Origin of the sequence: Streptomyces sp. CB02959, assembly GCF_002803155.1 — a bacterium.
Classification (GTDB): domain Bacteria; phylum Actinomycetota; class Actinomycetes; order Streptomycetales; family Streptomycetaceae; genus Streptomyces.
In genome coordinates this window covers 729,649-750,075 of record NZ_NNBP01000001.1, presented here as the reverse complement: position 1 = coordinate 750,075, position 20,427 = coordinate 729,649, and the positions used below count along the sequence as shown (strand labels likewise).

The window sequence follows — 20,427 nt, the reverse complement described above, 5'->3', positions numbered from 1 at the left end:
GAGCGGACGCGCCTGACGCGGTGCGTCTCAAGCGCGTCGCAGGTGCAGAAAGAGCTGGATTTCGGGTGGTACATCCGTACTCGACGGGGCATACGCATACGAGTCCTCCCCGACGATGTCGAAACCCGCGTCGCGCACGACCCGGCGCAGGTCGTCCCGCAGATATCCCGATACCCGGATCGTGCTGCCGAGGAACGGAATGGGGAAGTCGTCGATATCGCCCTCGACCATTGCCAGGGCCATCAACCCGCCGGGTCGCAGGAGGTCGTGCAGCATGCCCAGGGCGCACGGGATTTCCGCACGGGGCATCATCAACAGGGAGAAATAGGCGGTGATTCCGTCGAAGGAACCGGGACCGCCCAGCCGGCCACCGCGCAGATCGGCGATGTCCAGCCGGTGGAATTCGCCGCCCGGGACGTTGCCCTGGGCGAGTGCGACCATCCCGGGGGAGAGGTCGATTCCCACGACCCGGTGCCCGGCGTCGTGGAGTTGACGGGCGGTCGGCAGTCCGGTGCCGCACCCGGCGTCGAGGACCCGGGCACCGGCCGGCAGTTCCCCGCTCAGCCATGCGCCCGAGGCGATCTGACCTTCCTTATGCGGAAAAGCCGTTTCGTACTGGTCACCGATCGCGTCGAACGCTTCGGCCTGTCCGGCCCGGTCGAGTGCTAACCGGTTCAGGCCCTCGTACGCGTCGTAGCTTGTCGCGCTCACGACTTCGCCCCTCCTGCGACCGCTGTCAAGTTCGTTTTCTCGTTCTGGAGTTGCGCCTGTGCAGTCTTGCGGAGGACGATCCTACGTTTGAAGGCCCAGGGCGCAGCAAGGGGGCTGGCTACGGCTTCCCGCCCGGCGGGAACCCCCGGGGAACGCGGCTGGAAACAGCTTTGCCCATAGGCGCACCTTTCCACCGTTCGCCCCCTTCACTCTCTTCATTCTCTTCTTTTCACGTTTGCTGTCTCACTGCAGCAAACGATCAGGCAGGTGGTCCCAGTTCTCCGGAAGCGCGGGAACGTCCCAGGCGGGATCGGGCCGCCAGTCCTCCCAGCCGTCGGCGAACGGCCCTTCCCACGCCGCGATCTGTGCGACCGCGGCGCGTCCGGCGGACCTGACGTCGTCCGCCTGGGCGTCCGTCACCAGACCGTCCCGCCGGGCCTGCGCGAACTCGTCCTCGTCCCGCCACTCCCAGCGCCGGTCCGGATAGACGCAGATGTCGAGGAAATGATCGAGTGAGTCGATTCCGCCGGACCAACGGCGGCGCGGCTCCTCCAGATTGACGTACCAGTTCTTGAAGTGCCAGCCGCTCTCCCAGAACAGCCAGACCGACCACGGATCTCCCGGCCGGGCCAGCTTCAGCACACCGGTGCCGAACCACTGGTCGCGCAAGGTCCGCCGCGGTTTGGTGTAGCGGGTGGCGAGCGGCTCGCGGTGCACCGGCGTGCCGTCGGCGAGCACCGGCTTGACGCACGGGGTGCCCGGCGCCATCCACACCGCGAGCAGCTCCTCGGTGTCCTGGACAACGGTCATCGGACGACAGATGTGGAACCGGCGGGGATCGGCGTTGTCGCGGTAGCGCCACAGGATGTGGTCCCCGGGGGCCCAGCGCCCCGGCTCCGCCGCCGTCCGCCCCGCCCCGGCCGCCGGTGCGGGCCCGTCGGCCGTCTCGCCTTCCGTCGTCTCCACCATGTCCGCTGTCATGCGCAGATCTTAGGGGCGTCGCGTTACGCGTGCGGTGACATGCGCCGCGCCGGTGGTTACGGACGGGTCATGCGCAACACGTCCAGCGCCTCGTCGAGCTGTTCCTCCGTCAGCAGCCCGCGCTCGACGTAACCGCCCTCGACCACCACCTCCCGGATGGTCTTCCGCTCCGCGAGCGACTGCTTGGCGACCTTCGCCGCCTCCTCGTAACCGAGGTACTTGTTCAGCGGAGTCACCACCGACGGCGACGATTCGGCGTAGGCGCGGGCCCGCGCCACATTCGCGGTGATGCCGTCCACCGTGCGGTCGGCCAGCAGCCTCGAGACATTGGCCAGCAGCCGCACCGACTCCAGTACGTTGCGCGCGATCACCGGCAGCATCACGTTCAGTTCGAAATTGCCGGCCGCGCCGGCCGTCGCCACCGTCGCGTCATTGCCGGTGACCTGCGCGGCGACCATCAGCACCGCCTCCGGAATAACGGGATTGACCTTCCCCGGCATGATCGACGAGCCCGGCTGGAGATCCGGCAGAGCGATCTCCGCGAGCCCGGTCCGCGGCCCCGAAGCCATCCACCGCAGATCGTTCGCGATCTTCGTCAGCCCGACCGCGAGGGTCCGCAGCTGCCCGCTCGTCTCGACGATGCCGTCCCGCGCCCCCTGCGCCTCGAAGTGATTGCGCGCCTCCGTCAGCGGCAGCCCCGTCGCCCGCGCCACCTCCGCGATCACCGCCGCCGAGAACCCCGGGGGAGTGTTGATCCCCGTCCCCACCGCCGTGCCGCCCAGCGGGAGTTCGGCCAGTCGCGGCAGTGAGGCCTGCAACCGCTCGATCCCGTACCGCACCTGCGCGGCGTACCCCCCGAACTCCTGCCCCAGTGTCACCGGGGTCGCGTCCATCAGATGCGTCCGCCCCGACTTCACCACCTCGGCGAACTCCGCCGCCTTCCGCTCCAGCGCCGCCGCCAGGTGCTCCAGCGCCGGAATCAGGTCGCCCAGGACCGCCGACGTCGCCGCGATGTGGATCGACGACGGGAACACGTCGTTCGACGACTGGCTCGCGTTGACGTGGTCGTTGGGGTGCACCTCCCGCCCCAGCCGCTCACTGGCGAGGGTCGCGATCACCTCGTTGGCGTTCATGTTCGACGACGTCCCGGACCCGGTCTGGAACACGTCGACCGGGAAGTCCTCGTCCCACCGCCCCTCGGCCACCTCGGCGGCCGACTCCGCGATGGCCTCCGCGACATCCTTGCCCAGCACGCCCAACTCGGCGTTGACCTTGGCGGCCGCTCCCTTGATCCGCGCCAGCGCCTCGATGTGCGCCCGCTCCAGCCGCTGCCCGGAGATGGGGAAGTTCTCCACCGCCCGCTGGGTCTGGGCCCGCCACTTGGCGTGCGCGGGCACCCGCACCTCGCCCATCGAGTCGTGCTCGATCCTGAATGCGCTGTTTTCGCTCATGCCTATGACAGTGCCCGCGGGCCCGGATCTGTTCCCGGCCCGCGGCGTATGTCACCTGGCTGCGCCCCCGCCGCCCGGCCGGCCCGCGCGTCGGCCCGCCGGCCCGCGCCGAACGCGGTCCGGGCGCCCGGTGGGAAACCCCGCACCGGTCCCTCCGGCTCCCCGCCGGCCCGCCCGGGGCCGACCCCGGACCGACCGCCGGCCGCCTCGCCGCGGTCGCCACCGGCCCGAGCGCGGCAGCCGGACCCGCGGCGGGTCGCGCGGCGGGCCGGCGGCCGCGCGTGGCTGCGCCAACTGCCCCCGGAACAGGGCGCTTCGGCGTCCGGACGGAGCTTCCGCGGCCGCGTCCCGAACGGCGCCACACCGGATGACGCCACGTCAATGTCCTTGGCCACAGCCTCACTTCCCATTCTTACGCCTGTAGGAATCAGCTCTCACTCCTTCCCAAGGTTACGGCGGAGGGTGACGATGGGAACACGGAACGTAGTGATCCGCTGGAAGTCCAGGGGATCCCACGACGAAACCGGGGAGCCGCCCTCGCCACTAACGGGACAACGCCAACACCGCCCACCGAACAGGAGTGTCACCATGGCCACGAGCGCCGGCCACACCTCACCGGGCCCGCGATCCCGGCAATCGCTGATGACCCTGCGCGTCTACACCGCGACGCCCGACGGAGCCGTCACCCAGGAACGCGCCCAGATCCACGTCGTCGCCGGCGACCGCTTCGACCTCTACGGCCTCTCCCAGGCGTGGCCGCCGTGCGCGTGCCCCCGCCACCGGCGCCGTTAGAGCGGTGGCGGCGGAGCCGGCCCGGGCGCAGAAACGGGCGGCCGCCGCGTCCTCATGCGCGAGCGGCCGCCGCCCCGTTGCGGGAACGCCGACGGCCGCCGCCCGCGCGCTGCGGACGGCGGCCGCGGAAGGTCACGACGAGCGGACGGGGATGCTGGTGAAGGTCGGGGTGGTCGGGGCCGGGTCCTGGAAGAAGTCGTTGCCCTTGTCGTCGACGACGATGAAGGCGGGGAAGTCCTCGACCTCGATCTTCCAGACGGCCTCCATGCCGAGTTCCTCGTATTCGAGGACCTCGACCTTCTTGATGCAGTCCTGGGCGAGGCGGGCCGCGGGGCCGCCGATGGAGCCCAGGTAGAAGCCGCCGTGCGTGCCGCAGGCGTCGGTGACCTGCTGGGAGCGGTTGCCCTTGGCGAGCATGATCTTGGAGCCGCCGGCGGCCTGGAACTGCTCGACGTAGGCGTCCATCCGGCCCGCGGTGGTCGGGCCGAAGGAGCCGGAGGCGTAGCCCTCGGGGGTCTTGGCCGGACCGGCGTAGTAGACCGGGTGGTCCTTGAGGTACTGCGGCATCTCCTCGCCCGCGTCCAGCCGCTCCTTGATCTTGGCGTGGGCGATGTCGCGGGCCACGACCAGCGTGCCGGTGAGCGAGAGTCGGGTCTTGACCGGGTGCTTGGTCAGCTCGGCGAGCATGTCGGCCATCGGCCGGTCGAGGTCGATCCTGACCGCGTCGAGGTCGGGGCCGGCGCCCTCGGTCAGCTCCTCCTCGGTGGTCTCGGGGAGGAAGCGGGCCGGGTCGGTCTCCAGCTGCTCCAGGAAGACGCCCTCGGCGGTGATCTTGGCGACGGCCTGGCGGTCGGCGGAGCAGGAGACGGCGATGGCGACCGGGCAGGACGCGCCGTGCCGGGGCAGGCGGACGACGCGGACGTCGTGGCAGAAGTACTTGCCGCCGAACTGGGCGCCGATGCCGATCTTCTGCGTCAGCTCGAAGACCTTCTCCTCCAGCTCCTTGTCGCGGAAGCCGTGGCCGGTCGGCGAGCCTGAAGCGGGCAGCTCGTCCAGGTAGTGCGCGGAGGCGTACTTGGCGGTCTTCAGGGCGTACTCGGCCGAGGTGCCGCCGACGACGATGGCGAGGTGGTACGGCGGGCAGGCGGCCGTACCGAGCGAACGGATCTTCTGCTCCAGGAACTTCATCATGGACGCCTCGTTGAGGACGGCCTTGGTCTCCTGGAAGAGGAAGGACTTGTTGGCCGAGCCGCCGCCCTTGGCCATGAAGAGGAACTTGTAGGCGCCGCCGTCGGTCGCGTACAGCTCGATCTGGGCCGGGAGGTTGGAGCCGGTGTTCTTCTCCTCCCACATGGTCAGCGGCGCCATCTGCGAGTACCGCAGGTTGAGCTGGGTGTAGGCGTCGTAGATGCCGCGGGAGAGGGCCTCCTCGTCGCCGCCCTCGGTCAGCACCTGCTGGCCGCGCTTGCCCATGACGATCGCGGTGCCGGTGTCCTGGCACATCGGCAGCACGCCGGCGGCGGCGATGTTGGCGTTCTTGAGCAGGTCCAGGGCGACGAAGCGGTCGTTGGCGCTGGCCTCCGGGTCGTCCAGGATCTTGCGCAGCTGCGCGAGGTGGGTCGGGCGCAGGTAGTGCGCAATGTCGTGCATCGCCTCGGCGGCGAGCTTGCGCAGCGCCTCCGGCTCGACCTTGAGGAACGTCCGGCCGTCGGCTTCGAAGGTGCTGACGCCCTCCGAAGTCACCAGGCGGTAGGGGGTGTTGTCCTCGCCGGTGGGAAGCAGGTCGGTGTAGGCGAATTCCGGCATTGGGGGCAATTCCTTACTCGGAGGGGTGTGGGCTGGCTTCTACGGCAGCGCCTGAACAGCGTAGAACCCCCGTGCCGGGCCGCTGCTGTGAGGTAGGGCTCAGTCCGTTCGAGACGCGCCGCGGATCCCCTAGTCGCGATCTATCGCGTTTCGGTACCCTTGGGCCGTGGACGCTTCAGGAAACGGGGGACGACCGGGCCCCGAGACCCCGCCCGGACCGCTTGCCGAGCAGCGCGACGAGCAGGTGGTGAAACTGACCAAGGACGAGGCGGCACCGCAGGCCAAGCCGGTGACGGAGGCGGGGGCGCCCCCGCCGGCCGCGGGGGGAGGCATGCGGGCCTCGGACGCGGACCGCGACCGGATCGCGGAGATCCTGCGGGAGGCGCTCGCCGAGGGCCGGCTGGACGCCGAGGAGCACGCCGAGCGGATCGACGCGGTCTACCGCGCCAAGACCATGGGCGAGCTGGAGCCCGTCGTCCGGGACCTCCCGGGCGCCGGCGGCCGACCGCAGCCGGACCCGGCGCCCCACGCGTACGACCGGCCCGCCGGGCTCGCCGACCAGAACCTCGTCGCGATCTTCAGCGCGGCCAACCGCAAGGGCCGCTGGCGGGTCCCGCCGCGGATCAACGCGGTCGCGATCTTCGGCAGCGTGGAGATCGACCTGACCGAGGCGGTCTTCCCGCAGCAGCGGGTGCAGATCAACGTCACCTCCGTCTTCGGCAGCGTCGAGGTCCGGGTGCCGGAGAACATCACGCTGCGCAGCAGCGGCTCCGGCATCCTGGGCAGCTTCGAGGTGGAGACGCACGAGGCGGCGGACGGCGACGCGCCCGAGGTGGACGTGAACGGCTTCGCGCTGCTGGGCAGCGTGGAGGCCAAGCCCAAGCGCGGCGCCTGGATCCGCGACCTGCGGGACCGGCTGCGCGGTGAGCGGCGGGAGCGGATGGAGGAGCTGCGGGCCGAGCACCACCACTGGATGGACGAGCTCCGGGCCGAACGCCGGGACCGGATCGACCAGTTGCGGGCGGAGCGCCACGATCGCCGGGGGCGCCGCCGATTCGGCTAGGTCGCGTCCGGTCGCAGCCGCAGGGGCCGCCTCGGCCCCTGCCGCGGCGTTCTTCGATGTTCCTCGATCGACACGGTGTGCATAAGCCCGCGTACAGCGGGTAGGGCTGGTGCATCGTCTCTCGTACGGCTGCGGGGTGCGAAAAGGCCGTGCGCAGCGAGACGGGCAAGGGTGATTTCTCTCGCCGAAGCCGTCGTCAGGAGTAGACCGTGCTGCTACCGCATCAGCCCCTGCAGGATGCCGCTGTCGTTCCGTCCCAGCGCGGGCACGCTCGCGACGAGGCCGGCCCCTGGCATTCGGAGGCGGTGTGCCGCCGGGACGAGGCCGGGTTGTTCTTCGCCCCCTCCAAGGAGCCCACCGCCGCACGGCTGGCCAGGGAGGAAGCCGCGAAGCGGGTCTGCGCCCGCTGTCCGGTGATGGTCGAGTGCCGGGAGCACGCCCTGCTCCAGCCGGAGCCGTACGGCGTCTGGGGCGGGCTGACCGCGGCCGAGCGCCGGGTGGTGCTGACCCGCCGCCGGCGCCGGGAGAGCGAGTTGCAGCGGGCCGCCGCGATGCCCGCGGCCGGTTGACCACAGCACGGGCCTGTCCGGACGCCGCGGCATCCGCACGCGTCCCGCCCCCGCCGGAAGTCGCTTCCGACGGGGGCGAGACGCGTGCTGGGTCCGGTCCGGCCGGACCGGATCAGCTGGGGCGCTCGAAGTCGATCGAGCTGTAGGCACGCAGCTTGGAGAGGCGGTGCTGGGAGTCGATCTGGCGGATGGTGCCGGACTTGGAGCGCATGACCAGGGACTGGGTGTAGGCGGTCTCGGCGCGGTAGCGGACGCCGCGCAGCAGCTCGCCGTCGGTGATGCCGGTGGCGACGAAGAAGACGTTGTCGCCGCGGACCAGGTCCTCGATCTGCAGGACCCGGTCGAGGTCGTGGCCGGCGTCGAGGGCGCGCTGCCGCTCCTCGTCGTCCTTGGGCCACAGCTTGCCCTGGAAGGCGCCGCCCAGGCACTTCAGCGCACAGGCGGCGATGATGCCCTCGGGCGTCCCGCCGATGCCCAGCAGCAGGTCCACGCCGGTGCCCTCGCGGGCCGCCATGATCGCGCCGGCGACATCGCCGTCGGCGATGAACTTGATCCGCGCGCCGGCCTCCCGGACCTCCTTGACCAGGCCGTCGTGGCGCGGCCGGTCCAGGATGACGACGGTGACGTCCTCGACGGCGGACTTCTTCGCCTTGGCGATCCGCTTGATGTTCACCGCCACCGGGGCGTTGATGTCGACGAAGTCCGCCGCCTCGGGGCCGGTGGCGAGCTTGTCCATGTAGAAGACCGCGGACGGGTCGAACATCGAGCCGCGCTCGGCGACCGCCATGACGGACACCGCGTTGGCCATGCCCTTGGCGGTCAGGGTGGTGCCGTCCACCGGGTCCACGGCCACGTCGCACTCCGGGCCGGTGCCGTCACCGACGCGCTCGCCGTTGTAGAGCATCGGGGCGTTGTCCTTCTCGCCCTCCCCGATGACCACGACGCCGTTCATCGAAACGGTGTGGATCAGGGCGCGCATGGCCTTGACCGCCGCGCCGTCCGCGCCGTTCTTGTCGCCACGGCCGACCCAGCGGCCCGATGCCATGGCGCCGGCCTCGGTCACCCGGACGAGCTCCAGGGCGAGGTTGCGGTCCGGGGCTTCCGGGCTGACCTCTAGTTGGGACGGCAGATGATGCTCGGACATCGAGCGCACCTTTCTGTACGGCGACGGCCGGATTGATGAGGATGCTCATGACTTTATCGGTAGGTCGCGAAAATGAGCAGGGGGGCCTTCGCATGAGCAAGCGGGTGGCCGGGTGACGCCCGCGCCGGGCGGTCGTCGACCGCGGAACCGTTTGCCCAGGTGGGTGGCGTCCCAGGGGGGCGCGTCCGGGCGCCGGCGGGCATAGGGGACCATAGGGACGTGGCTGGTATGCGAGGCAGGCAAAGAGTGGCGGACATGGTTCTGTCGCTGGCGGTGATCGGTGTCCTGGTCGGGGCGATCTACTACTTCATCCCGCACGACGACAGTGCGAACGCGGAGAAGAGCGCGGTCCAGACCGTCGACACCCGCGTCGAGATCATCACCGCCCGACGTGCCGCCCCGTACCCGGTCGCCGCGCCCGAGGGCCTGCCCAAGACCTGGCGGCCCACCTCCGTCTCCTACAAGGCCAGTGACGACGGCAAGGGCGGCGCCTGGCACCTGGGGATGCTCGACCCGGAGCAGGAGTACGCGGCGATCGAGCAGAGCGACGCACCGGCCAAGCAGTTCATACAGGACGTCACGCTGGGCGCCGACAAGGTCGCGGGCCAGCAGGCGGTCGGCAGCAAGAAGTGGGACCGCTACCAGGGCAGCACCTACCGGGCGCTGGTCCACGAGGAGCCCGGGGTGACCACGATCGTCACCGGTACCGCGCCGTACGGGCGGCTCGCGGACCTGGCCGCGGCCTTGGTGACGAAGAAGGGCTGAGGAGCAGCGATACGGGGCCGAGCGGTCGGCCCGCCCCGTTCACCGGGGGCACGACGAGGCCGCCACACCCGGGTGGGTGCGGCGGCCTCGTCGTACGTCGGGCCGGGGGCGGCTCAGACGGTGGCAGCGGCCTCGTCGAAGGAGAGGCGCGGCGAACGCGGGAAGAAGGCGTCCGCGCCCGGCTTGCCGAGGTTGATGACCAGGAAGGACTTCTGCTTGCCGTCGCCGAAGAACTCCTTGTCGACGCCGGTGAAGTCGAAGCCGGTCATCGGGCCGGCGGCCAGGCCGGCGGCGCGGATGCCGAGGATGAAGTAACCGGCCTGGAGGGTGGCGTTCTGGGTGCCGGCGGCCTCGCGGGCGGTGGCCTCGGAGAAGAAGGCGTCCTTCACGCCCGGGGCGTGCGGGAAGAGCTGCGGCAGCTTCTCGTGGAAGTCCAGGTCGACGGAGAGGATCACGGTCAGCGGCGCGGCCAGGGTCTTGGGGCCGTTGGCGCCCATGGCGTGCGCGATCAGGCGCTTGCGGGCGTCCTCGGAGCGGACCAGGGTGATCCGCAGCGGGGACTGGTTGAAGGCGGTGGGGGCGTACTTCACCAGGTCGTAGATGGCCTGGACCTGCTCGTCCGTCACCGGCTCGTCCGTGAACGTGTTGGCGGTCTGGGCCTCGCGGAACAGGAGGTCCTGAGCGGCGGCGTCAAGGGCGAGAGACATCAGGGGCACCTCGGGGCTTCAGGTGGATTACAGATCTTCGAAGACTTCGCTGTCTACGGGAACCACTGTAACCCCGATAGATTAAAGTTCAACTAACGGGTGGGAAGTGTGAGGGGTTTCACTGGTTGATAGCGGCCTTTCGTCATCCGGAAGGCCGCTCACGGGGCGGGCGGGGGCGGCGCCGGGCGCCGCTAGCCCTGCTCCGCCGCACCGTCCTCCGCCGAACCCTCCGCCAGCGTCGCGTCCAGCCGCGCCCGGGCCCCGTCCAACCAGCGGCGGCAGACCTTCGCCAGCTCCTCGCCGCGCTCCCAGAGGGCCAGCGACTCCTCCAGCGTCGTGCCGCCTGCCTCCAGGCGGCGGACGACCTCGATCAGCTCGTCCCGCGCCTGCTCGTAACCGAGGGTGGAGTCCACCGGCGCCACCTCGGCCGCGCCGTCCACCACGTCATCCGTCTTCGCCATGTCTCCCACCCTATGAGTCCGCCCGGGGCGGCATCGGCCGCCCGGAATCGGCGTCGTCCGGGACCGCGGCCACCCGCACCCGGAACTCGCCCTCGGCCACCCTGGCCCGCAACTCCTCGTCCACCGCCACCTCGGACGGTGCGCGCACCGCCGCCCCGTCCGGCTTCTGGAGCACCGCGTAGCCGCGCTCCAGCGTCGCCTTGGGGGAGAGTGCCACCACCCGCGCCAGGGTGTGCACCAGCTCCGAGTCGGCCCGGTCCAGCAGATGCCCGAGCGTCCGCCGGCCGCGCTCCAGCAGGGCGGTGACCTGCTCCTCGCGCTCCTGCACCATCCGGTGCGGATGCTGTATCGACGGGCGGTGCAGCGCCGCCGCCAGACCCCGCTCCTCGCGGTCCAGGAAGCCGCCCAGCGCGCGCCGGGCCCGCTCCCGCATCTGCTGCACCCGGGCCAGCTCCTCGCCCACGTCCGGGACCACCTTCTTCGCCGCGTCCGTCGGCGTCGAGGCGCGCAGATCGGCCACCAGGTCCAGCAGCGGGCTGTCCGGCTCGTGGCCGATCGCCGAGACCACCGGCGTGCGCACCTCGGACACCGCCCGGACCAGCTGCTCGTCGGAGAACGGCAGCAGGTCCTCCACGCTGCCGCCGCCACGCGCCACGATGATCACGTCCACCTCGGGCAGCGCGTCCAGCTCCTGCACCGCCGCGATCACCTGCGGCACCGCGTGCACCCCCTGCACCGGCACGTTGCGCACCTCGAAGCGGACCGCCGGCCAGCGGTGCCGGGCGTTCTCCAGCACGTCGCGCTCGGCGGCGCTGGCCCGGCCGCAGACCAGCCCGATCAGCTGCGGGAGGAACGGCAGCGTCCGCTTGCGCTCCGCCGCGAACAGCCCCTCCGCGGTCAGCGTCCGCTTCAACTGCTCCAGCCGGGCGAGGAGTTCGCCCACGCCGACCGGGCGGATCTCGGCGGCCCGCAGCGACAGCTGACCGCGCGGGGCGTACCACTCCGGCTTGGCGTGCACCACCACCCGGGAGCCCTCGGTCACCACCTCGGAGACCTTGTCGAAGACCTGGCGGTAGCACGTCACGCTCACCGAGATGTCGTGCGACGGATCGCGCAGCGTCAGGAACACCACCCCGGCCCCGGGCCGCCGCGAGAGCTGGGTGATCTGCCCCTCGACCCAGACCGCGCCGAGCCGGTCGATCCACCCGCCGATGAGCCGGGACACCTCGCCGACCGGGATCGGCGCTTCCGGAGACGTAGAGACAGCCATACGAGCGAGAGTAGCGGCGGCCACCGACAGTGCCGGTCCGCTCGCCGCCGATCCCGCACGCCGCACGGGTGCGGGGCCGGCGCACGGGGCGGCGCCGCCCCGGCCTCCGCCCCCGGCTCTCAGTCGCCGGACGGGTGGGAACCGGCGCGGGAACCGGCCTTCGCGTACTGCACCGCCAGCACCACCAGCCCCACCACCAGCCAGACCCCGCCCACGACCTGCGCGGTCGGCGACGCCTCGACGACCACCGCGACCACCACCGCCAGCCCCGCCAGCGGCACCACCACATGCCGCAGCACGCTCGGCACCGCCGCCTGCCGGCGGATCCGGAACCATCCGATCACCGAGGCGTGCAGCAGCGCGAACGCGGTCAGCGCGCCGACGTTCACGATCGACGACAACCGGTCCAGACCGTCGTCCCGGGTGGCCGCCCAGACCGCCGCCACCAGCGTCACCAGCGCCGCCCCCAGCAGCGCCCGGCGCGGCACCCCGCTGCCCGCGTCCACCTTCGCCATCGCCCCCGGCAGCCGCCGGTCCCGGGCCATCGCGAACAGCAGCCGGCCGGCCGCGGCCTGCCCGGCCAGCGCCGCGAACGCCGCCCCGATCGCCTTGCTCACCGCCACCAGGTCGTGCAGCCAGCCGCCCACCGCGAAGTCCACCGTCACGTAGAAGGCGGCCCCCTGCTCGCCCGGCTTCGCGGCCAGCTCCGCGGCGCTCATCGGGGCCAGCAGCGCGGCCAGATACGTCTGCGCGGCGAACAGCACCCCGGCCACCACCAGGCACGTGACCACGGCCCGGGCCACCAGCCGCGATCCCCCGGACGCCTCCTCCGCGAACGACGCGATGGCATCGAAGCCCAGGTACGACAGCACCGCCACCGACACCGCCGCCAGCACCGCGTCGAGCGAGAAGCCGCCCTCCCCGGTCAGCGGCACCGCCCAGCCGCGCTGCGCCCCGTGCGCCGCCAGCGCCCACACCGCCGCCACCACGAAGACCACCAGCACCGCGATCTCCAGCGCCAGCACCGCGAACCCGACCACCGCCGCGGTCCGCACCCCCCACAGGTTCAGCAGCGTGGTGACCACCACCGCGACCGCCGTCCACACCCACTGGTGCACCTGCGGCACCAGGGCGTGCAGCGCGATCCCGGAGAACAGGTACGCCACCGCCGGGATCAGCAGGTAGTCCAGCATCGCCATCCACCCGGCGACGAACCCCGCGCCCTCGCCCAGGCCGACCCGCGCATAGGCGTAGACCGACCCGGCCCGCGGCGCGACCCGCACCATCTGGGCGTACGAGTACGCCGTGAACGCCATCGCCACCGTGGCGACCAGGTAGACCGCCGTGATCGCGCCGTGCGACGCGGCCTGGAGGGTGCCGAAGATCCCCACCGGCGCCATCGGGGCGATGAAGAGCAGCCCGTAGACGACCAGGTCCCGGAACGACAGCGTCCGGCGCAGCGCTCCGGTGCCGCCGCGCGCCCCCTCACCTGCGGTCGCGCCGTCCGTGCCCGGCATCCCGCCTCCTCGTCCGTGGTCCCCATCAGTCTGGGTCACCGCCGCGATCACGCCCCGCCGGGGCACGGCCTTACGATGGGACCCATGTCTGCTACTCCCGGTCCGCAGCCCAGCCGCAAGGTCCTCCTCGCCGCCCCCCGCGGCTACTGCGCGGGCGTGGACCGCGCCGTGATCGCCGTCGAGAAAGCCCTCGAGCAGTACGGCGCCCCCGTCTACGTGCGCCACGAGATCGTCCACAACAAGTACGTGGTGAAGACCCTGGAGAAGAAGGGCGCGATCTTCGTCGAGGAGACCGAAGAGGTCCCCGAGGGCAACATCGTCATCTTCTCCGCACACGGCGTCGCCCCCGTCGTCCACGACGAGGCCAAGCGCGGCAAGCTCGCCACCATCGACGCGACCTGCCCGCTGGTCACCAAGGTCCACAAGGAAGCCGTCCGCTTCGCCGACGACGACTACGACATCCTCCTGATCGGCCACGAGGGCCACGAGGAGGTCATCGGCACCAGCGGCGAGGCCCCCGAGCACATCCAGCTCGTCGACGGCCCCAAGGACGTCGAGAACGTCGAGGTCCGCGACCCGGACAAGGTCGTCTGGCTCTCCCAGACCACGCTCTCCGTGGACGAGACCATGGAGACCGTCGACGCCCTCAAGGGCCGCTTCCCCAACCTCCTCTCGCCGCCCAGCGACGACATCTGCTACGCCACCCAGAACCGCCAGATCGCGGTCAAGCAGATGGGCGCCCACGCCGACCTCGTCATCGTCGTCGGCTCGCGGAACTCCTCGAACTCCAAGCGCCTGGTCGAGGTCGCCCTCGGCGCCGGCGCCACCGCGTCGTACCTGGTCGACTACGCCGACGAGATCGACGAGGCATGGCTCGACGGCGTGACCACCGTCGGCGTCACCTCCGGCGCCTCGGTCCCCGAGATCCTGGTCGACGGCGTCCTGGAATGGCTGGCCGCCCGCGGCTACGACGACGTCGAGACCATCACCGCCGCCGAGGAGTCCATCACCTTCTCGCTCCCCAAGGAGCTCCGCCGCGACCTGCGCGCCGAGGCCAAGGCCGCCGTCGAGGACTGACCGCCCACCGCAGCCCAGGCCGACGTCCACCGCCCGCCGTCTCCGCCATACCGGGGGCGGCGGGCGAAGTCCGCGCCTAGCCTTTTCCCATGAGGGTCTTCGGTGTGGACATCGGCGGATCGGGCATCAAAGGCGCCCCGGTCGATCTGGAGCGCGGCGAACTGTCCGAGGAGCGCTACAAGGTACTGACCCCGCATCCGGCCACCCCCGAGGCGGTCGCCGACGGCGTCAAGGAGGTCGTGGACCACTTCGGGTGGACCGGCCCGGTCGGCGCGACCTTCCCCGGCGTGGTCACCGGCGGGATCACCCGCACGGCCGCCAACGTCGACAAGCGCTGGATCGGCACGGACGCCGCCGCGCTGCTCAGCGGCCGGATCGGCGGCGGGGCGGGCGGCAGCCCGGTCACCCTGCTCAACGACGCGGACGCCGCGGGCCTGGCCGAGATGCGGTTCGGCGCCGGCCGGGGCCGAACCGGCACGGTCGTCGTCCTCACCTTCGGCACCGGCATCGGCAGCGCCGTCTTCACCGACGGCCGACTGATCCCCAACACCGAGCTGGGCCACCTGGAACTGCACGGCCACGACGCCGAGAAGCGCGCCTCCACCAAGGCCAAGGAGGACGAGGAGCTGAACTGGCAGCAGTGGGCGCACCGGGTCCAGAAGTACCTCGCCCACGTGGAGATGCTCTTCTCGCCCGCCCTGTTCGTGATCGGCGGCGGGGTGAGCCGCAAAGCGGATAAGTTCCTGCCGCTGATCGAGGGGATCAGGGCCGAGATCGTGCCGGCGCGGCTGCAGAACAACGCGGGCATCGTGGGCGCCGCGATGGCCACGCAGGTCTCCGGTGCGAGCGCCGGTCCCACCGGCCCGGCCGGCGCCGCGCGCCCTACTGGCGGGCCACCTGCCGCTGACGGCTCCCCGGCCGCGAGCCGCTCGGTGTCCGGGGCACGGATTCCTCCCGCCGAGGGGCCGTCGCCCGCGGACCGGGCCCCGGACGCCGTTGTCGACTCACAGGTCGGCTGGCCCGACGCCGGGCGATGAGCAGCGCCTTGCGGACCAGCACCAGCAGCGCGCAGACCAGCGTGCCCCCGTAGAGCCAACCGGCGTTCAGCGCGAGCACGGTGAACATGCCGATCAGCAGCCCGGTGAAGCCCGCCGGACCGTGCTGCACCGGCACCGTGCCGACGGCGAACGCGATCGGCAGCGCGACCGGCGCGGCGATCAGGTCGTACGGCCGCACCCACGCCCCGGCCGCCACGCTCACCAGCAGGAAGAAGACGCCGTACGCGGTCTGCGCCCCGCCGAACAGCCAGCGGTCCAGGAAGCCGAAGGCCAGCAGCGCGGTGGTGGCCAGCAGCCCGCAGCCCAGCCCGGTGAGCTTGGCGGCCGGCAACCGGCGGACCAGACCGGCCACGGGGGCGGGCGCCGGCGGGCGCCGCGGGCCCGCCCGGTAGACGGCCGCGACCTCCTCGCCCTCGGCGGGCGGCCCCGCGGCCCGGCGCGGCATCCGCCCGCCCGCGCCCACCACCGGTGGTCGGACCGGCGCCCGGAACTCGGCCGGCACGGGCGCGTAGCCGCGGGCGGTGACCTCGGTGCCCGCCGGTACGGAGGCGTAGCCGGACGCCCGCATCGCGGACAGGAAGGCGTCGTCGGGTTCGGGGGCCAGGGCCTCCGCGGGGCGCGGGAGCCGGGCGTCCTGCCCCGCGTCCGGGCCGCCGCCGGGCGGCCGGCCGTGCGGGGACGTGCGCGCTTCGTGTTCCTCCACGTGTTGCTCCACTCGGCAACGGTAGGCCGCTAAGTGGGATTAATCGGTCATGGGACACGCACTTTGACCTACCTTGGGGGCTCCGTTAGGCGGCCCGGCGCACGCCACGGGAGCGCGCGGGGCGACGGGCGCCGTCCCCGGGGCCGGGTCCGGCCCGCCCGGTGCGGTGGGACCCGCCCAGTAGACTGGTGGATCGGCCGTACCCGGCCGGCCCGGTCCGACCGGCCGGCCCCCGGGAAGCGGCCCGCCCTCCGCCCACCTCCAGCTCCGGGAAGTCGCCACCGTGTCGCTCACGATCGGAATCGTCGGTCTGCCCAATGTCGGCAAGTCGACCCTGTTCAACGCCCTGACCAAGAACGACGTGCTGGCGGCCAACTACCCGTTCGCCACCATCGAGCCGAACGTCGGCGTGGTCGGCGTCCCCGACCCCCGCCTCGCCAAGCTCGCGGAGATCTTCTCCTCCCAGAAGATCCTCCCCGCCACCGTCGACTTCGTCGACATCGCCGGCATTGTCCGGGGCGCCTCCGAGGGCGAGGGCCTGGGCAACAAGTTCCTCGCCAACATCCGCGAGTCCGACGCGATCTGCCAGGTCATCCGCGCCTTCAAGGACGAGAACGTCGTCCACGTCGACGGCAAGGTCTCGCCCAAGAGCGACATCGAGACCATCAACACCGAGCTGATCCTCGCCGACCTCCAGACCATCGAGAAGGTCCTGCCGCGCCTCCAGAAGGAGTCGCGGATCAAGAAGGACGTCGCCCCGAAGGTCAAGGCCGTCGAGGAGGCCAAGGCCATCCTGGAGGAGGGCCGCACCCTCTTCGCCGCCGGCCTCGTCCAGGGCACCGAGAAGACCGAGCTGCTGCACGACCTCCACCTCCTCACCACCAAGCCCTTCCTCTACGTCTTCAACGTCGACGAGGAAGAGCTCACCGACGACGACTTCAAGAACGAGCAGCGCGCCCTGGTCGCCCCCGCCGAGGCGATCTTCCTCAACGCCAAGCTGGAGGCCGACCTCGCCGAGCTGGACGACGAGGAGGCCCTGGAGCTCCTCCAGTCCGTCGGCCAGGAGGAGCCGGGCCTGGCCACCCTCGCCCACGTCGGCTTCGACACCCTCGGCCTGCAGACCTACCTGACCGCCGGCCCCAAGGAGACCCGGGCCTGGACGATCAAGAAGGGCGCCACCGCCCCCGAGGCCGCCGGTGTCATCCACACCGACTTCCAGAAGGGCTTCATCAAGGCCGAGGTCATCTCCTTCGCCGACCTGGTCGACACCGGCTCCGTAGCCGAGGCCCGCTCCGCCGGCAAGGCCCGCATGGAGGGCAAGGAGTATGTGATGCAGGACGGGGACGTGGTGGAGTTCCGGTTCAACGTGTGATGCGCGTCATGGCATCGGCGTAGCGATCTGGCAAATGTGCAGGTCAGGCGGGGTCGGCCCTAGATGGGGTCGGCCCCGTTGTCGTGCCGGGTGCTGGATCCGTGCTGGATGGCCTGACGTATCGTCAGCTGTCGTCATCCCTGTTCATCCGTACCGTTGCTGGATCGGGGTGCTTCCGAATACGCATTCCGTTGTGGACGGGGCGCTGTGGGGTGGTTGGGGCTTGAGCGGGGTGCGGTGGTGCCGTCACCTCCGTTTGCTCCGCTCACGGCTGCGTCCACTCGCCGCGGCGGCGGATGATCGCGATTGAGGAGACTGCGGACCGCGGTACTGTGCGGCTGCGTTCCCCGTCCGCGCCGCCGCCGTAGAGGGGGCGCAGCGTCCATGCGGCCGTCGGTCGCCCTTTGTGCGCGATGTCGTGGACGACCCACTTGGAGTCGCCGGACTCGGCGTAGAGCACCAGATCACCCGCACCAGGCAGCCGATCATCCACAGGGCACCTCCAGCTCGGCCCACATCCGTTTTCCGCCGAGCACCCGGTCGGCGCCCCAGCAGGCGGCGAACGCGTCGACGATCAGCAGGCCGCGGCCGTGTTCGTCGTCATCGCCGGGCGCCTGCGCGTGGGGCCGGACGGGGGGAGCTGTCGGTCACCACCAGGCGCACGCGGGTCGCGGTGATCCGTGTCACGGACACCCCCACGGCGGCCGTGTCGGTATGGGCCACGGCGTTGTTCCTCAGCTCTGGCACGACGCTTTCGGCGGCCTGGACGATCGAATCCAGGGCCCAGGAGGACAAGGCTTGCGCCGATGAGGCCCTGGCTCTTCAGGATTCCGGCGCGCGTCTTCGTTGGGCAGCTGGCGTGGCGCGAGTGCTCCTCTGGATCGGTCTTCCGTGCGTCGTGCTCAACCGTAGGAGAGTTCGCGGAAGGCGTTGCGGACGTCGGTCAGGGGTTGGCGGTCCCGGGTGCGGTAGAAGGATGTTTCCTCTCGGCGGTGTTCAGTCGGAGAAGTCTTGGGTGAGCCAGACGGTGCCGTTGGGGTTCCGGTAGATGGCGATGCCGATGTGGGTGAAGGTGCTGCTGAGGATGTTCTGGCGGTGGCCGTCGTTGGGTGGCTTCTCGTCGAGCATGGCCTGGGTGAGGTTGACGGCGGCGGTGGCGGTCTGTCGGGGCCCCGGTCCTGCGCAGGCTCGGCCTATGTTCTCGCCCGCGGTTCCCCAGTGGACGCCTGCGGCGGTTTCTCTGTCTCCCAGAGGGGCTTCGCCGGGGCATTGGTGGGACAGGCCGCATCCGTTGTTCATGGCGGTGTTGTGTCCGGTCGCGCTGCGGGTGAGGCCGGTGGTGAGGGTGTAGGGCGGTAGGCCGTGGGCGGCTCGTGCCTGGTTGATCACGTCGAGGACCTGCTCGACCGCGTCGGGGGCGGCGGCTGTCTGCGGGGTCGGGGTGTTCGAGGGGGTGGGGACCGGGTGGGCCAGCGACGGTTCGACGGTCGGTGTCCGGCTGGGGGAGGCCGTGGGCGGGTGGGAAGGGGAAGGGGTATGGGGTGGCGGGCTGGATATCGGTGCCGCCTTCACCAGTACTGGCCGGGTGGGGACCGAGGAGTCGGTCTTCGGGGCGCTGTCCGGTGAGCCGAGCATGACGGAGATCGCCGTGGCCGCTGCCGTTGCGGCGGCGCCGCCGGCGAGTATGTGCGTGCTTCGGGGCCGGAACCGCGGACGGTGGTGGCCGCCGATCGGTCCGCGAGCCAGGCTGTGCGGTGGGGGTGCCGCGTGCCGTGCCGTCGTGAGGGGCGTGGGATTGGCGTTGGTCACGCTTGAACCGGCCAGTCCGGCTGCGGGGTTGAGGGCTGCGGCGCCGTGGCCTGCTTGGGCCGCGTACCAGGCCAGAGAGGCGGTCGGTGGGATCAGGGCGATGCCGGCGAGGAGGCTTTGCGCCGGTACCAGGCCGCTGCCTCGGCCTGAGCAGGCCCGGCAGTCACGGACGTGGCGGTATATGCGTTTGCGCCACAGCGCAGAGGGCGCACCGTCCCAGCGCGCCACGACGGGCTTCAGTCTCGGGCAACGGGACGTGGCCGACAGCGCGCGCACCACCAGCCGGGCGGCTTCCAGCTGAGCCTTCATCCGCTGCACCCGTACCGCGACGTACGGCGACGGCAGCTTGAGGGCGGCGGCCATCTCGGGCCGGGTCAGCTCGCCCGCGGCCTCCTGCCACCACAGCGCCAGCAGCGCGCGATCGTCCTCGTCCAGCCAGCGCGTCGCTTCGGCGACCTCGCGGCGCTGACCCGAGAGCCCCAGCCGGATGATCGTCAGATCGACGAAGTCAGCCATGGGATCGACCAGTTCGGTCACTTCGTCGATCCCGGTATCGGAAGCGGATGCCTGTTTGCCGCGCCAGTGCCGGCGTATCTCGTTCATGGTCACGGCCACCAGCCAGGCGCGGAACCGATGGGGTTTGCGCAGGCCGGTCAGTCCGTCGAGGGCGCGGAGCATGGTTTCCTGCACCACGTCGTCGACGTCGGCGTGACCGTGCAGTGCGCGTCCGACGATGTTGTAGACCAGCGGCAGATACTGGGCGACCAACTCGTCCCGCGCGCACTGGCTCCCTGTCTGCGCGGTCGCGATGACCGCGGCCTCATGCTCTGGGCTCATGTCCTTCCTCGCTCCCTGTCGCTGACGTGTCTGCATGCCTTCGATGCCTGGGAGACCCTGCCAGGGCAGGACGGATAACAGAAACTCGGAGAATTTTTTTTCTGAGCTTCTCCAGGCCCCTCGACGAGTTCCGTCATTCCGCCGTATCAGCGCCACATTGACGTCACTGTACGGACATTTAGGTCATCGGGCGGGTTTGCTGCGCGCTGCCGACAAAGACGTCGACCGTCAATGGCATTGATGGTGCGGCGAGTTCGCCGGCGGCATTCCGCGCAGTTGCCAGCACCTCGTGGCGGGCCGTGGCGCGGACTGCCGTGGACTGGCACGCGGCATG

General features: G+C 71.2%; 18 protein-coding genes and 1 pseudogene. 7 read left to right on the top strand and 12 right to left on the bottom strand.

The window, feature by feature from the left end; genetic code table 11:
* Window positions 1-27 precede the first annotated feature (27 nt).
* The 3 genes from CG747_RS03135 to CG747_RS03125 form a co-directional block, all read right to left on the bottom strand.
* Window positions 28-711, bottom strand: a complete 684-nt coding sequence (locus CG747_RS03135) for a class I SAM-dependent methyltransferase (RefSeq protein ID WP_100600004.1) — start codon at window positions 709-711, stop codon at window positions 28-30.
* A gap of 243 nt (window positions 712-954) precedes the next feature.
* Window positions 955-1,692, bottom strand: a complete 738-nt coding sequence (locus CG747_RS03130) for a DUF402 domain-containing protein (protein WP_374701731.1) — start codon at window positions 1,690-1,692, stop codon at window positions 955-957.
* Window positions 1,693-1,748: 56 nt separating this feature from the next.
* A complete protein-coding gene (locus tag CG747_RS03125; RefSeq protein ID WP_100600002.1) occupies window positions 1,749-3,143 on the bottom strand; it encodes an aspartate ammonia-lyase in 1,395 nt (464 codons plus the stop codon).
* Between the two features lie 588 nt (window positions 3,144-3,731).
* On the opposite strand from CG747_RS03125, the gene CG747_RS03120 reads away from it, so the two are divergent.
* Window positions 3,732-3,935 (top strand): hypothetical protein, encoded by a 204-nt coding sequence (locus CG747_RS03120; RefSeq protein ID WP_100600001.1) that lies wholly within the window; start codon window positions 3,732-3,734, stop codon window positions 3,933-3,935.
* 132 nt (window positions 3,936-4,067) lie between these two features.
* Here CG747_RS03120 and CG747_RS03115 read toward each other — a convergent pair whose 3' ends face one another.
* Window positions 4,068-5,741 (bottom strand): fumarate hydratase, encoded by a 1,674-nt coding sequence (locus tag CG747_RS03115; protein ID WP_100600000.1) that lies wholly within the window; start codon window positions 5,739-5,741, stop codon window positions 4,068-4,070.
* A 166-nt stretch (window positions 5,742-5,907) separates the two neighbouring features.
* Between CG747_RS03115 and CG747_RS03110 the strand changes: the two genes are divergently transcribed.
* Window positions 5,908-6,804 (top strand): DUF1707 domain-containing protein, encoded by an 897-nt coding sequence (locus CG747_RS03110; protein WP_374701730.1) that lies wholly within the window; start codon window positions 5,908-5,910, stop codon window positions 6,802-6,804.
* Between the two features lie 209 nt (window positions 6,805-7,013).
* On the top strand, window positions 7,014-7,373 hold the full coding sequence (locus tag CG747_RS03105) for a WhiB family transcriptional regulator (RefSeq protein WP_100599999.1): 360 nt from the start codon (window positions 7,014-7,016) through the stop codon (window positions 7,371-7,373).
* Between the two features lie 112 nt (window positions 7,374-7,485).
* Here CG747_RS03105 and glpX read toward each other — a convergent pair whose 3' ends face one another.
* Window positions 7,486-8,517: a class II fructose-bisphosphatase gene (glpX, locus tag CG747_RS03100; RefSeq protein ID WP_100599998.1), complete on the bottom strand. Its 1,032-nt coding sequence runs from the start codon at window positions 8,515-8,517 to the stop codon at window positions 7,486-7,488.
* A 228-nt stretch (window positions 8,518-8,745) separates the two neighbouring features.
* Between glpX and CG747_RS03095 the strand changes: the two genes are divergently transcribed.
* Window positions 8,746-9,282: a DUF4245 domain-containing protein gene (locus CG747_RS03095; RefSeq protein ID WP_100599997.1), complete on the top strand. Its 537-nt coding sequence runs from the start codon at window positions 8,746-8,748 to the stop codon at window positions 9,280-9,282.
* Window positions 9,283-9,395: 113 nt separating this feature from the next.
* On the opposite strand, the gene CG747_RS03090 is transcribed toward CG747_RS03095, so the two are convergent.
* The 4 genes from CG747_RS03090 to CG747_RS03075 form a co-directional block, all read right to left on the bottom strand.
* Window positions 9,396-9,989, bottom strand: coding sequence for a malonic semialdehyde reductase (locus CG747_RS03090; RefSeq protein ID WP_100599996.1), 594 nt, complete (start codon window positions 9,987-9,989; stop codon window positions 9,396-9,398).
* A gap of 191 nt (window positions 9,990-10,180) precedes the next feature.
* On the bottom strand, window positions 10,181-10,450 hold the full coding sequence (locus tag CG747_RS03085) for an exodeoxyribonuclease VII small subunit (RefSeq protein ID WP_100599995.1): 270 nt from the start codon (window positions 10,448-10,450) through the stop codon (window positions 10,181-10,183).
* 10 nt (window positions 10,451-10,460) lie between these two features.
* Window positions 10,461-11,720 (bottom strand): exodeoxyribonuclease VII large subunit, encoded by a 1,260-nt coding sequence (gene xseA / locus CG747_RS03080; RefSeq protein WP_180985356.1) that lies wholly within the window; start codon window positions 11,718-11,720, stop codon window positions 10,461-10,463.
* Window positions 11,721-11,839: 119 nt separating this feature from the next.
* Complete coding sequence (locus CG747_RS03075; protein ID WP_100599993.1) at window positions 11,840-13,237, bottom strand: APC family permease; 1,398 nt, start codon at window positions 13,235-13,237, stop codon at window positions 11,840-11,842.
* Window positions 13,238-13,312: 75 nt separating this feature from the next.
* On the opposite strand from CG747_RS03075, the gene CG747_RS03070 reads away from it, so the two are divergent.
* Both CG747_RS03070 and ppgK read left to right on the top strand, forming a co-directional pair.
* Complete coding sequence (locus CG747_RS03070; protein WP_100599992.1) at window positions 13,313-14,314, top strand: 4-hydroxy-3-methylbut-2-enyl diphosphate reductase; 1,002 nt, start codon at window positions 13,313-13,315, stop codon at window positions 14,312-14,314.
* 89 nt (window positions 14,315-14,403) lie between these two features.
* The gene (ppgK, locus tag CG747_RS03065) at window positions 14,404-15,351 is read left to right on the top strand and encodes a polyphosphate--glucose phosphotransferase (protein WP_100599991.1); all 948 of its coding nucleotides are present in this window, start codon (window positions 14,404-14,406) and stop codon (window positions 15,349-15,351) included.
* A gap of 58 nt (window positions 15,352-15,409) precedes the next feature.
* On the opposite strand, the pseudogene CG747_RS50645 reads toward ppgK, so the two are convergent.
* Window positions 15,410-15,817: pseudogene (locus tag CG747_RS50645) on the bottom strand (DUF6542 domain-containing protein); the annotation flags it as partial.
* 541 nt (window positions 15,818-16,358) lie between these two features.
* Here CG747_RS50645 and ychF point away from each other — a divergent pair.
* Window positions 16,359-17,447, top strand: a complete 1,089-nt coding sequence (gene ychF, locus CG747_RS03055) for a redox-regulated ATPase YchF (protein ID WP_100599990.1) — start codon at window positions 16,359-16,361, stop codon at window positions 17,445-17,447.
* Window positions 17,448-17,712: 265 nt separating this feature from the next.
* Here ychF and CG747_RS03050 read toward each other — a convergent pair whose 3' ends face one another.
* Together CG747_RS03050 and CG747_RS03040 are read right to left on the bottom strand one after the other, a co-directional pair.
* Window positions 17,713-17,940, bottom strand: coding sequence for a hypothetical protein (locus CG747_RS03050; RefSeq protein ID WP_146022034.1), 228 nt, complete (start codon window positions 17,938-17,940; stop codon window positions 17,713-17,715).
* Window positions 17,941-18,443: 503 nt separating this feature from the next.
* The gene (locus CG747_RS03040; protein ID WP_100599988.1) at window positions 18,444-20,093 is read right to left on the bottom strand and encodes a sigma-70 family RNA polymerase sigma factor; all 1,650 of its coding nucleotides are present in this window, start codon (window positions 20,091-20,093) and stop codon (window positions 18,444-18,446) included.
* Between the last annotated feature and the right edge of the window lie 334 nt (window positions 20,094-20,427).